The sequence below is a fragment of the Hahella ganghwensis DSM 17046 genome (assembly GCF_000376785.1).
In the GTDB taxonomy this organism is placed as follows: domain Bacteria; phylum Pseudomonadota; class Gammaproteobacteria; order Pseudomonadales; family Oleiphilaceae; genus Hahella; species Hahella ganghwensis.
Map to the genome: position 1 here is coordinate 61,506 of NZ_AQXX01000123.1, position 12,952 is coordinate 74,457.

A 12,952-nucleotide genomic window follows, 5' to 3' on the forward strand; every position below is an offset into this window, starting at 1 on the left:
CAGGCTTTACGAAACCGTATAACGCCAGGCAAATTATACAAAGCCAAGACAATGCCGGAGCCCTGGCAGCTGAATCAGTTCCCAGCGATTTCAGTCGGCTCTTCGCTCATCATTTCCAATAACCCTTCCTGGGTTTGCGGCCCTTGCAAAGTTTCCACTATACGCCCGTCGCGGACCAGATAGGTCACGGGCAGAACAGAAGGCCAGGGTAACGTCAGATCCCCCAGCCTCTCGTCATACAGGACAGGGAACTCAATTGCCATTTTATCAATCACCTGCGCCAGCTCTGCATCCTGGTGACGGTCAAAATCGACCCCGAAAACCTGAATTCCCTCACGTTTATTTAATTCATTCAGTTCCGGTATCTCTATCCTGCAAGGTGCACACCATTGTGCCCAGAAGTTAACAACGAGCCACCGGCCGTCATACGAATCCAGTTGAATCGTCCCCGCATTGGCTGTTTCTATCTCCATGGCGGCTGCAGTTTCCACGGCTGTTACTGCAGAACCAGACGGGTTACCACTGACCAGCACATCCTGCTCGCAGGCGGTCATCCCCGCCAACATTAGCCACATTCCACCAATCCAGACGGCCTTCCTGGACCAATTAGCTTTCCTGAAGCAATTAGCTTTCCCAACTGAAGTCAAAGCACGCATCCCAAGCAGTTGAAAATTATTATGTGCCCAATACCTTTCCCTAAACTAATCAAAGATCCCGAATGGATAAAAGACTCTGATCAGGTCAATGAGCAACATGGCGATCTTGGGCATTCTACTTTAAACTTGCCTACCCATCACAACCCCATTAGAAAATTATTGACTCGCCCAAGGCTGGTGTTTGTTTTTTGGCCAATATTCTCCCTTAAACCAAGCATCCTGCGGGCCATACTTTGAGGAATATTCATGACCGGTTTAACGATCTGGCACAATCCCCGTTGCTCAAAATCACGTCAAACGTTGGCTCTGATTGAGGAATCAGGAACAGATGCCAATGTGGTCAAATATTTGGAAACACCGCCCTCCGCGGAAGAAATCAAAGACACGTTGAAAAAACTTGGTATTTCAGCCCGCGAGTTACTCAGAAAAGGGGAAGAGGAATACAAAGCCCTGAATCTCGCCAATTCTGAGTTGAGTGAAGAGGAATTGATCCAGGCTATGGTCAAAGCCCCCAAGCTGATCGAGCGCCCGGTTGTGATTAAAGGCAGCAAAGCGGTTTTGGGGCGACCTCCAGAAAACGTTAAATCGCTGCTTTAACTGATTTACTGAAGATTCCTATCACCTGTTGATTCAAATTACCAATCTGGAGACTTACGGTGCCCTATATTCTGGTCCTCTACTATAGTCATCACGGCGCCACGCGACAGCTGGCACACCATATCGCCCGTGGTGTGGGAAAAGTGAGTGGGATGGAGGCACGCGTCCGTACAGTCCCCCAAATTTCAACGGTTTGCGAAGCCACGGAACCTGATATACCTATCGAGGGCGATATTTACTGTACACTCGAAGATCTTGAGAAAGCAGACGGCCTGATATTGGGCTCGCCCACCCGATTCGGTAACATGGCTGCGCCACTGAAGTATTTTCTCGACCAGACCGGCGCCCTCTGGCAGGCAGGAAAGCTGGCCGACAAGCCTGCAGCGGTGTTTACTTCCACCAGCAGTCTTCACGGTGGCCAGGAAGCCACCTTGTTATCAATGATGCTACCACTATTGCATCATGGGATGGTTTTGGCTGGATTACCCTACGGTGACGGCCACCTGCAGCAAACCCAGGGAGGCGGAACGCCCTATGGAGCGAGCCACTGGTCCGGTCCCGACGGCTCCCGGCAACCTGATGAAACAGAGCTCGCTCTCTGCCGATCGCTGGGTGAACGCGTTGCCAGACTGGCGCAACAACTTAAGAACGCCGCTTGATTCAGGCGCTTGCGACCTTTAACACTCTATATTCAGGACTCTACATTGCAAAGCATCAACCTATTTCGCTACGCCTACCAGACCAGCTATGGCATCCTCCTGCTACTAACCGCAGTGAGCACCTGGCACAGTATCCAACAGACAGAAGCCTCAAGCCTGATGATTGCGGCTGTCAGAATGCTCCCTCTATTGGCATTTGCCCCAGCGATCTTCAAAAATAACGTTCGCGGACTGATTTGGTTAAGCTTTGTGCTTTGCCTCTATTTTACCAATGCTGTGGTCCACACCATGACAACAGCCCCAACAGCATTAAACGCCAGCCAGGCAATATTTTCTGCCGGCCTGTTTACCTTTATTCTGTTGTTCATCAGGGCCAACGGGAAGGCACGAAAAGCCAGATTATCGGAAGGTTAATCCACTCATTGGCATATAACCGATAAGCTATAATGACGAAAGCGAAATCAAGAACGGACCCTATCGCCCCATGAACCCTGCATCAAAAGAACTCTCCAGAGATTGGCTCACGCCAATCGATGTGCTCAACCGCCTGATCAGAACAGGCCATCTTGCCCAGGATGAGGCTGACAAGTTTTTGTCAATACCAACCGGCAAGGAAGACAAGGCGTTGCACCCCCTGGAACAAATTGTTAATGCAGAACTTCACAATCTGAAAACGGGTAAAAAATTCGATCTTGAAAAACTCACAGAGTGGCTGGCAAAAGAATCCGGGCAACCTTATTTCCATATAGACCCACTGAAAATAGACACTCGCGGAGTAGCTTCTCTGATGAGCTTTGCCTACGCTCAGCGACATCGTATTCTGGGCGTGGAAATCCGACCTGACCATGTAGTGATCGCCAGCGCAGAACCTTTTGTCAGTGGCTGGGAAGAAAACCTGCGCCATGTTATTCGCAAAGATATCCGCAGAGTGGTTGCCAATCCGGCAGACATCGCCAGATTTACCGTCGAGTTTTATCGCCTGGCTTCATCGGTTGACAAAGCAATCGGTGGTCAGACGACCGCTGCATCCACGATCGGTAACTTTGAGCAGTTGCTGGAACTTGGGAATGTGGCCAACCCGGATGCCAACGACCAGCACATTATCAATATCGTTGACTGGCTGCTGCAATATGCCTTTGACCAGCGCGCCAGTGATATTCACATAGAGCCCCGCCGGGAAATCGGACAAGTCAGGTTCCGCATAGACGGAGTGCTGCACAATGTCTACGAACTGCCCGCCCAGGTTTCAACGGCAGTGGTCAGCCGCCTGAAAATCCTCAGCCGCATTAACGTCGCAGAGAAACGCAAACCCCAGGATGGCCGGATTAAGACCAAGAATCCAGACGGGCTGGAAATCGAGTTGCGACTTTCCACCTTACCAACAGCTTTTGGGGAAAAACTCGTTATGCGGGTTTTTGATCCCGAGGTGCTGCTGAGGTCTTTCAATGATTTAGGTTTTGGGCAGGAGGATAATAAACGCTGGAATAGTATGACGCGGCAGCCGAACGGCATCATTCTGGTCACCGGCCCGACCGGCTCGGGAAAAACCACGACGCTCTATTCCACTCTAAAATCACTTGCTACGCCTGAAGTCAATGTCTGTACCATTGAGGACCCCATTGAGATGGTGGAGCCCGCATTTAACCAGATGCAGGTCCAGAGCAACATTGGTGTGGACTTCGCCTCTGGTGTACGCGCATTACTGCGTCAGGATCCAGACATTATTATGGTGGGCGAGATCAGGGACCTGGAGACCGCAGAAATGGCAATACAAGCGGCTCTCACTGGGCATTTGGTTCTATCCACGTTACACACCAACGATGCACCTTCCGCCATTTCCCGACTGTTGGAACTGGGCGTTCCGAACTATCTGGTGAAAGCAACGGTTCTGGGAGTCATGGCGCAACGTCTGGTGAGGATACTCTGCCCTAACTGTAAGCAGACCAGCACTATTACCACAGAAGATTGGCAAACGCTGATTCATCCCTGGAAGGCAACTATGCCCGACCATACCTGTGTGCCGGTAGGCTGCCTGGAGTGTCGAAATACGGGTTACCGGGGAAGAGCAGGTGTCTACGAAATTCTGTTGATGTCTGAACAGGTCAAGGAAGCAGTAACAGCAGACTGTGACCTGGATCGCATCAGAAAGATTGCCCTAAAAGAGGGAATGAAAACCCTGAGACTCAGCGGCGCACAAAAAGTCGCCAACGGGATGACCACCATTGACGAAGTGCTCCGGGTAACCCCATCTTCACAACTAAGTCTTGAATAAAGAGTCCAGGTCAAAGATTAAAAACGCCTTTTGGTGTAATTCGTTGAACGCCAGAAAAAGAGAGGGATAACATGAAACTAACCAAAGTATTTTTTGGCATCGGCCTGCTCACGCTGACCATGGGCAGTCTGGCGGAAATGTCCGCTGAAGACCGAGGCCTTGAAATAGCCAAGCAGGCTGACCGGCGCGACCGCGGCTGGAAAGACAGCCAGGCAGAAGTCAAAATGATTCTGATTAATAAATCCGGTGACGAAACTGTCAGGGATATGCGCATGTGGGGGCTGGAAGTCCGGCTCGATGGAGACAAAAGTCTGACGATTTTTGACAGCCCCCGGGATGTTCGCGGTACCAAGCTTCTGACTTATTCCCATAAAGTGGACGATGACGATCAGTGGCTATACCTGCCAGCTCTCAAGAGAGTGAAACGAATTGCATCGAAAAACAAATCCGGTCCTTTCATGGGAAGCGAGTTCGCCTTCGAAGATCTCTCCTCCCAGGAAGTTGAAAAATATACTTATAAATACCTGCGGGATGAACCTTGCCCGGCTCCTTACCAGGATATTATGTGTTTTGTCGTAGAGAGCTATCCCGTTGACGAAAACTCTGGATACAGCAAACAGATTAACTGGATTGACCAGCAGGAATACCGGACATTCCTGGTCGAGTTTTATGATCGCAAAGATAGCTTGTTGAAAACTCTGACAGCAACGGATTTCAAGCAATACCTGAACAAGTATTGGCGCGCGCATCACAGCCTGATGGAAAACAAGCAGACCGGTAAGAAAACCCTGCTAAAGACAGATAAGATCGAATTCAAAACCGGCCTGGATGACAATGATTTCACTCAGAATAGTCTAAAGCGGGCCAGATAATCATTGACCTTCTCGGTGAGAATCCTCCGTATATCGAAGAGAGCTGATTCGCGCTCTTCGATATACTCTACCTCCTTTCCAGGCTAGCCTTTTGCTTCACTATCGCGTCGAGATCTAGCCCCCATCACTTGGCTGGTGATTTTCTCGGCGGAACGTCCTGCCACATAACCGCCCAATCCTATCTGCAATAACAGCCAAGCTTCGTCCGCCAGCGGCGTCGCCAAAATACCGAAACTGTCAAAAACAACCAGAACCAGAAAAGTCAGCATGGTGATCGGTCGCCAGCTACGTTGAAGCCATGATTGCCCCGTCGCTTCAGCCTTGATGATGGCTGCCTGGTTATCCATCAATTTGGTTTCGTATTCCAGCACCTTGCCCAGGAACTCATTTTCAATCTGCTGTATCCTTCGCCGCATATTCAGCTTTTCTTCATCACTGGTATGCAGTTCATCCACCAGCTTGACTGCCGGCTCAAAAATGCTGCTGATCAGGGACAGGACATTCATGGATAGTCTCCTTGGTATTTCTCAATGATTCAGGCTATGCGCTTAAAGGCGTCGTAATGGTTCTTGATTCGACGGCCGTATACCTCTTTTTGACCACTCCCGTTGTAAAGGCCGGCAAATCCGGTAAAGTCTCGTTGCTGTAAAAAACGAATCATGGCTGGCGACATAAACTCAAACATACCGGTAATCTGAGCACCGATTCCTTCAGAAAAAGCTTTAAACATTTCCTGGACTGACTGAAACCCAATCCCTTCATAGTTAAATCCCATAATCTGGGGGGCTCCCATACTGATGGATAACAGTGCAGCGGTGTTGTCTATGGATCTGGCAAAATCCAGCACCTCCCATTCAGATCGCTGGATGCCATGAAAACTCTGCCAGGGACTGTCCGGTGATTGGCGCCATTTATGACCTTTCCAGACCTGATCAGAATCATAAGTAAAATGTTGACGGAATTGCTCAGGATCAGTCCTACCCCAATACTTCCAGAACTTGTGGTTTTCAAACCGAATAACCATCCTCTGATCGTTTTCAGAATCAAATCCATTACCGGAGCTTTCTACACACAGGACGGCGACAGAACAGGCCACATCAAACTGTTTTTCACGACTTAGTGAGCTGAGTAAACCGCCATACTGGTTCCAGGTCGCAGCGACACTGCGCTCCTCTGAAGACCCAGCGACCGGAATCTGATAATCCGGTAACAGGCCATTGCTGTTTTCTGTCGGATGGCTATTAACCTCTGGCGGCACAGGCTCCCCAGGATCGTTCGCGGCGATAGGAATTGATGTGCCGTCGTCAGCTTCAGGCAAAACTCTGACGTACTCGGATGCCACATATCCTTTATCATTGTTGAAGACGATTTTGTACCAATCACCTAAAGAGGACTCAATCACCACTCGAGACTCACCTGTCAGCTGGCCTAGAACCGGTGCATCTTTACCAGGTCTTAAACGAACATTCAGAAGACTGGCGGTAACCATTCCGTGACGGCGACTTTCCTGCTGATGAAGCTGCACGTAGGTGCTGGAGCAATATCCGATTTCACCCTGATAGGAAATCTCAAGCCATCCTGACATCACTGAGACCACCTCCACCACAGCTCCCTTGGCTAACTTACCTTTAATCAGCCCATCCAGAGAGGGACGAGACCTGACATTTAGTAAATCAGCCGAGACCACCCCCACCTGGCGCTGTTTCTGGGGATCAACTTGCACATAATCCCCATAGATAAAGGCCGGGCGCCCCTGAAACTGAATCTCAAACCAACCATGCTGCTGGCCATAGACCTCTATGACCATGCCCTTGACCAACTCCCCCAGGACACGGCCGTGCACGTTTGGTTGATCCCGAACATTCAGCAGGGTTGCAGTAATGGATCCCATCATGGGGAGCTACCTCCTGACGATTCATCATGTTGAGCCAAACCTCAGCAGACGAGGAGCATGCTTTCGGCCAATACTGCTGTCCGGCACATCTATGATTCAGGAGCTTTCATGAGGAAAAGTATTCAGTGCGGAAGTTATCCCAGTCCCCGAAGCATAGCTGCTTGTCCACATCTGTCGTATCCATCAATCCGTGCAAATACCTGATACTGCAAACTGGCAACTACGCACGAGTGGCACACTCCCACAATCGGTAATCTGACCTTTTTCTGCTTCTTCAGATTTATGCACCTTCAGAGGCATTGCGAGAATGTGATACTGTATATTTTTTGTACGCCCAAGATGTCAGGGTGTCAACTTGTTATCGTGTTTTTCAAGGACCACCCAGGTCCGATAATAGCCACAAAGTGGCGACCCAGGCGTCCTGAATTTATCCTAGTCCGATTGTCTCCAGCACTGAAAAACGACACTCAGAAAAGCCGGTACGGACGCGTATTCGCTGGCCCATTCACCGTATTGACAAACAGTTACCTAAAACGATGACAATATTGTCATCCACAGAATTTTCAGAATACCGGCGATGTCATCCAGGCTGGCTGCCAGATACCCAAACGCAATACCCAAGACAACCATCGCTTCAGTTCTGTATGTCCTGATGCTGTCACTTGCCTGTGCAGGGCCCGCCGTCACTATTCCCTGCTGGTTGTACTGACTTAACTGGTCAATCGGTATTCCCAATATTTCATCCAGAATTTTCCAGTCAGGCATTTTGCGTCTTTCAAGCTTCCATAGCGCTTTACGCAATGCCCGAATCTGAAAGAATGACATTCCCGGGCGCGGTCGCATTCGGGTCCTGGCTTTCCCGAAGTACAAACATCGAAGAACCTGGAGCAATGCATACCAGTCACCTTCCATATCAGGTGCCTGTGCCGGATTGTGGTTTTTGATGACAAAATCCAGAGAAGCCCGACGAAGTCGAGGCTCTGAGCCGGACCTGCCACGCAGGTGAGCAGCACCAAAATTGATAAGACAAGTAGAACCGTCTGACTTTACGTAGATGTTCGCAGGGTTAATATCACCATGAATAATCCCCTGTTGATGAAGGGACCTGATTGTGGTGGCCAGTTGCCATAATATTCGCCGTTTATCCTGAACCCGGAGCAAACTGGTGGCGTCATTCAATATTGCTTTTAGGGAGCGCCCTTCCACCCATTCCAGCAACATATAGGGGACGCCATCTTCACTGCCGGAAGTGTGGCTTCTGACGACCGATTCCATGCGAATCTGCTGCAGAAGATCCGCCTCATAACGCAACGTATTAACGGCCTCCTCACAATCGACCCACTGCTGTCGAAGCGTCTTAATGGCGACATAGTAATTTTGTTGTAGTTCAGCCAATCGGTAGAGATCCTGTGCTTTATACACAATAAAAGCGCCGCCAAAGCAGGCTTTTTCAACCAACAGGTATCGGTCATTAATTATCTGCCCGACAGCAAAGGCTTTGCTCGCACTACGGCTGGAAAAAGCACCGGTATTAAGTTTCGGAGAAGTCTTTAATGTTGGCTTTAAAGTTAAAGCAGGCTGAAGAGTTACGACGCTTCCATCCATGGTGTTGTATCCTTCCTTGATAAGTTAATCATTGAGTTCTAGTGAAATCTGGTTAATGTGGGCCGCTTTGCGGATTGTCATCCAGCAGCTTCGCCAGCATTTCGAATTCTGTATCATTTATTTCAGCAAACACTCCAGACAGACAGGCAGGTTTCACTTCTGCCAGGCCACTCATGCCACAATGGCCGGATGATATATCGGCGGAAGCCCAGGGAGTGGACAGCCTGCTGGTGGAGAAAGTATCGGCATGATACTTTGCCAGGACATGATAATTGCCCATCAGGAAACAATCACCATGCCGTATCGGATGTGGCTTGCCTTTCTCCAATACTTGATTTCGGTGTTTCAGTAATAAGCCGTTGGCGATAAGTCCTTTCAGCAAAAATTCACCGTCGGCATAGAGAATTTTTGCATGGCGAGGACCAATACTTTGATCGACCGGAAAACGCCAGTCGCAATCATCTGAACGACCGATCAGTCCACCGCGAGTCGTGAAAGTGTGGGTAGGTTGAATAAAAGAACCGGTGTTGGTTCCAATAATAGACAGGGTTATTTCCATAGAAACTACATCCGTGTTGTCATGATCATTTTCTGGGCTATCCATGCCAGCGGATTGAACCTTATCAAAAAATAACCAGCCTTGCCAAGCGGACAAATGACATAGGCTCTCTTTTTCTCGTCAGAAACGGATTAGCTGCTGAAAGGAGTCACAGCGGTTTCAATATCATGATAAAGATCCTGAACCCAAGGGTTTGCTCCGTCAGGCAAGAGAAGTTTATTCATCCTTGGGTCAGCCGGCGCAATGATGACTTGAATATTGGCAATTCCGACATCATTCGATAAAACGAACAGATCCTCAATCACCTCATCTCCCATTGCAAGGCATCCAATGGAAAGAGACTTGCCATGAATAAATATATTGCTGCCGGGCTCATTTCTGTTTTCAAGTTTTGCCCATTTGAGATCGAAACTGTTCGGATAGTTAAGCTTCATGGATAAGTGATAAGCGCTGTTGGGATTCAACCCGGTCACCCGGTATATCCCCTCCGGAACCTGTTTATCCCCTTCCCTTAATTTGGGACCGGGGCCTCCACTGGCACCTTTGATGTCATAGTTTGATATCTTATGCCACCTCTCCCCATCAGAAGCCCAGAGCTCCATCTGGTTGCTGTCTTTCATTGCCAGAAAAGTCAGCTCTTTTGGAGGATAAGCAACCCCTGCAACTTCGAAAAGAGGCTGTAAGCGAGATCTGGAATCAGCACCGTACAGTTCAATCACTTCTGCAACAGTTCTTTTACCAGTAATTTTTAAATACATGGGATGCCAGATTGCTCGACCATAAAACCAAACGAGCCCGAGAGCGATGATCAAACACAAGGATAATAGAACGCGAATGTTCAGGATTAACTTCATAATGACTTCAGGTTCTTATCTATCTTTTCTGTCACCCAGGGAATCTCTGAAAAACGTTGGCGGCGTGGTAGTCAAAACACTGATACACTCGCTTATTCCAACAATGAGATATTCTCTGATACCATTCAGGTGCTGACTCATAAAACCGCTGCGCTTCGATTCAAGGTCTAGCCATCCTCCGGAGACAATTTCGTATAGCCACCCATCCTTGAGACTGAAAGTATCCCAAAACTCCAACAAGTCTCCCTCATCTAAAACCCGAAAACCAGTTGGGTAATCAAATACCACAGAAATCATTGAACTATGGCCTGACGCGTCTAATTCAACAGTTAGCCGTTGGGGATCAAACTCGACTCTTACAATTTCTGGCTTACTTTCGAGTGGCCCTTCGATAATCTTGAATTCTATTTTCACCTAATCTCTCACTGCAATTGATCCCGTCAGAATCACTAGGGAACCTCTGAAAAACGTTGGCGAGGCCGACAGTGCAAGGAAAAATTTGGCGAAAAAGCGCAGTTTATCGTGAATAAATGAGCATTTTGAGCCAATTTTTGACGCCGCAATGTCAACGCAGGTAGTTTTTCAGAGGTTCCCTAGCTATTCCACAGATACTCCAATAAGGATAACTTTATGCTTTGATTGTTATCTCCGTTATCGTGAGTGATCTCTACCAACACTTCTTCGTTTTGCTTCGTAAATATTCCGATATTATTTGGCTTAAATCCCTGAGATTTAAAATAATCGGCCAATAACTTTTTTATCTCCGACAAAGCAATTGCCGACCTAAACTCCATCGTGATCACTGTCGGCTTATTTCCATCAGCGGCACTATAAAAATAAACGACGTCAGTTGCCCCTTGAACCGGTTGCTCTTTGAGGATCGCAGGTGTCAGCAGCAGATAATCAATAGAATACTGTGAGTAGCGTCTATTTTCTGAAAGTGAGGCAGAGAAATAATAAACTCCCAAGACAATCATCAGTACGAGTAGCGGATAAACTGATTTTCTTACAAGTGAGCTCACAATGCTGATCCTATCCATTCTATCGTCCGGCCATACTCAATCCGGCAGGCTGCCCGGACGTAACCCACACTGGGCCAAAAGTTCAGTCCAGAGCGCGCCGTGTTCCGCCATGGTATCTTTGAATTCCCGAATCAACGACTCATCTGTGAGGTATAACTGATAAAACGGAGCATCCACATCGCCGGCCAAAGCAACATAACTGTGCTCAAGCAACGATCGCCAATGCTCCATTGCCTTGCTGAGTTCAGACAATTGAGGTTGAACATTCTGAACAAAGACGTTCGTCAGAATATTGCTGAGAATTCTGGATTTCGGGTTCGGGGTGCTGTTAAAGCAAATTGGGCGACCGTCGATGGCTTCACGAAGTCCTTGATTGATATTTTCCATCAGCAGCCTGGATTCATTGATCGACAATATCAACCGGCCAATGATGGGATAGGAGATTAATGTCAGATTCATCTTCTCATGAGTTTTACTGCTTTCTATCTGTGCAGGTTGACCAGACCATACGGATAGTTGCCCCAGGGCAGAACTTAATTCAGACCAGTCCGCGTAATGAAAATCTATGGGAAGAGGTCCATCATGAAAGCTCATCAGTTCCTGAAACTCAGGCCCGGCCCAAGTAGCATTCCAAGCAACATTCATAATTTCTGATCGTTTAGTTCGCAGTATCTCCGCAAGCTCTTTTTTTAAATCAGATTTAGCTTGGTCTTTTTCCAATTGTTCCAGACATTGTTGACCGACAATCAGAAACTCCTGCTCATAACGCCAATGCTGGCTGGCACTCATCACCTTACCCAAAGAGCTGTTGCGCTCACCAATCAGACGATTAAGATCACAGCTTATGATTGAAAAAAAGTCCAACCAGTTGATAGTAAAGCTTGTCGTTTCTCGACGAAGTTGCTTGGGGAGGGGGTAGCGCACCTCAGGAAAGGTCGTGTCGACTTCAGTAAATTCTGTCTCCAGAACGCGTTCAAGCCGCTCCTGATAGTCCAGCATGCGGCCTTGCAGGGTGTCACCATTTTCGCAAGCCGCAATGGGTAACAGCCCAACCAGCAATAGAACACGCAATAGAGCGTACACGCCACCCTCCACTCAATCTGTGGTCAGGATGATACGGCACATACACATCCATGGATTGAGTGGTGGGCTTTCAAACAGCTTTATGCGTGGGATATTAAACAACAGTGATCACTCACAAAGGAGAGCGCTCACTGCATCAAAATCAACCGCAGGCGGGTAACGATCCTGCTTCTCCACTTTGTCATCCCTGACCAAATGGCATACTTTCAGCCCTGACGCCACCGCCGCATCCAATTCCGCTGGCACATCAGAGAGAAAAAGAATTTCATCAGAACGAATACCAATCTGACTGACAATGGCCGCATAGGAGGCCGCTTCCTTCTTGCCGCCAACCTTAGTATCAAAATAACCTGAGAACAGGGGAGTCAGATCTCCAAAATCGGAATATCCAAAAATAAGCTTCTGAGCGGCCACTGAGCCAGAAGAATAAACATACAGCTTTAAGCCACTCTCATGCCATTTCCGCAGATTTTCAACGGCATCCTGATAGACATGACCGGTAAAGTCCCCCTGCGCATACCCCTGTTTCCAGATCATCCCCTGGAGCGCTTTCAGTGGCGTAATCTTTTTGTCTTCTCGAATCCACTCCAGGAGCTGCTGACAAAGGGCATCCACATTTTCTACATCTAACCCCGCAAATTCGGCGGTGGCTTCCAACTGCACCTTCACCTCAGCATCCTGATAGTGTTCTTTCACGAAAGCTTCTAGATGCTCTGCCGCATAGGGAAACAGCACATCATGAACAAAGCTGATGCTGCTCGTGGTGCCTTCAATGTCGGTTAAAATTGCTTTTATGCTCATGCTTCCCCTTGATCGTCAGGCGTATTTCTTGTCAGTCAGTTAATAGAATTCAGTGTTTCGTCAGTTTTTCGATTGCTC

At 48.3% G+C, this 12,952-nt stretch carries 15 protein-coding genes; 5 read left to right on the plus strand and 10 right to left on the minus strand.

The annotated features are described in order from the left end of the window. Window positions 1-74: 74 nt before the first annotated feature. Window positions 75-575 carry a TlpA disulfide reductase family protein gene (locus F566_RS33245; protein WP_157496848.1) on the minus strand — a complete coding sequence of 167 codons (501 nt, stop codon included), beginning with the start codon at window positions 573-575 and terminating at the stop codon, window positions 75-77. 327 nt (window positions 576-902) lie between these two features. Between F566_RS33245 and arsC the strand changes: the two genes are divergently transcribed. The 5 genes from arsC (at window position 903) to F566_RS0117320 (ending at window position 5,056) form a co-directional block, all read left to right on the plus strand. Beyond that, window positions 903-1,253, plus strand: a complete 351-nt coding sequence (gene arsC / locus F566_RS0117300; protein WP_020408277.1) for an arsenate reductase (glutaredoxin) — start codon at window positions 903-905, stop codon at window positions 1,251-1,253. A 59-nt stretch (window positions 1,254-1,312) separates the two neighbouring features. Then, entirely contained in the window at window positions 1,313-1,912 is a 600-nt protein-coding gene (gene wrbA, locus F566_RS0117305) for an NAD(P)H:quinone oxidoreductase (RefSeq protein WP_020408278.1), read from the plus strand. Window positions 1,913-1,957: 45 nt separating this feature from the next. Further along, window positions 1,958-2,326, plus strand: a complete 369-nt coding sequence (locus tag F566_RS35565) for a DUF2069 domain-containing protein (RefSeq protein WP_020408279.1) — start codon at window positions 1,958-1,960, stop codon at window positions 2,324-2,326. 70 nt (window positions 2,327-2,396) lie between these two features. After that, complete coding sequence (gene tfpB, locus F566_RS0117315; RefSeq protein WP_020408280.1) at window positions 2,397-4,184, plus strand: type IV pilus assembly ATPase TfpB; 1,788 nt, start codon at window positions 2,397-2,399, stop codon at window positions 4,182-4,184. 71 nt (window positions 4,185-4,255) lie between these two features. Beyond that, window positions 4,256-5,056 (plus strand): outer membrane lipoprotein-sorting protein, encoded by an 801-nt coding sequence (locus F566_RS0117320; RefSeq protein WP_020408281.1) that lies wholly within the window; start codon window positions 4,256-4,258, stop codon window positions 5,054-5,056. Window positions 5,057-5,139: 83 nt separating this feature from the next. Here the strand turns inward: F566_RS0117320 and F566_RS0117325 are convergent, their stop codons facing one another. The 9 genes from F566_RS0117325 to mtnC form a co-directional block, all read right to left on the minus strand. Continuing rightward, on the minus strand, window positions 5,140-5,562 hold the full coding sequence (locus F566_RS0117325) for a 3TM-type holin (RefSeq protein WP_020408282.1): 423 nt from the start codon (window positions 5,560-5,562) through the stop codon (window positions 5,140-5,142). Window positions 5,563-5,591: 29 nt separating this feature from the next. After that, window positions 5,592-6,950, minus strand: coding sequence for an N-acetylmuramidase domain-containing protein (locus tag F566_RS0117330; RefSeq protein ID WP_020408283.1), 1,359 nt, complete (start codon window positions 6,948-6,950; stop codon window positions 5,592-5,594). A gap of 528 nt (window positions 6,951-7,478) precedes the next feature. Then, a complete protein-coding gene (locus F566_RS0117335) occupies window positions 7,479-8,555 on the minus strand; it encodes a serine/threonine-protein kinase (protein ID WP_020408284.1) in 1,077 nt (358 codons plus the stop codon). A 52-nt stretch (window positions 8,556-8,607) separates the two neighbouring features. Next, complete coding sequence (locus F566_RS0117340) at window positions 8,608-9,159, minus strand: FHA domain-containing protein (protein WP_020408285.1); 552 nt, start codon at window positions 9,157-9,159, stop codon at window positions 8,608-8,610. Window positions 9,160-9,245: 86 nt separating this feature from the next. After that, complete coding sequence (locus F566_RS0117345; RefSeq protein WP_245555269.1) at window positions 9,246-9,872, minus strand: L,D-transpeptidase family protein; 627 nt, start codon at window positions 9,870-9,872, stop codon at window positions 9,246-9,248. Window positions 9,873-9,983: 111 nt separating this feature from the next. Beyond that, window positions 9,984-10,382 carry a hypothetical protein gene (locus F566_RS33255; protein WP_020408287.1) on the minus strand — a complete coding sequence of 133 codons (399 nt, stop codon included), beginning with the start codon at window positions 10,380-10,382 and terminating at the stop codon, window positions 9,984-9,986. A gap of 179 nt (window positions 10,383-10,561) precedes the next feature. Beyond that, the gene (locus F566_RS0117355; protein ID WP_157496850.1) at window positions 10,562-10,990 is read right to left on the minus strand and encodes a hypothetical protein; all 429 of its coding nucleotides are present in this window, start codon (window positions 10,988-10,990) and stop codon (window positions 10,562-10,564) included. 36 nt (window positions 10,991-11,026) lie between these two features. Next, the gene (locus F566_RS0117360) at window positions 11,027-12,073 is read right to left on the minus strand and encodes a DUF3080 family protein (protein ID WP_020408289.1); all 1,047 of its coding nucleotides are present in this window, start codon (window positions 12,071-12,073) and stop codon (window positions 11,027-11,029) included. 108 nt (window positions 12,074-12,181) lie between these two features. Beyond that, complete coding sequence (gene mtnC, locus F566_RS0117365; RefSeq protein WP_020408290.1) at window positions 12,182-12,874, minus strand: acireductone synthase; 693 nt, start codon at window positions 12,872-12,874, stop codon at window positions 12,182-12,184. Window positions 12,875-12,952: the final 78 nt, after the last annotated feature.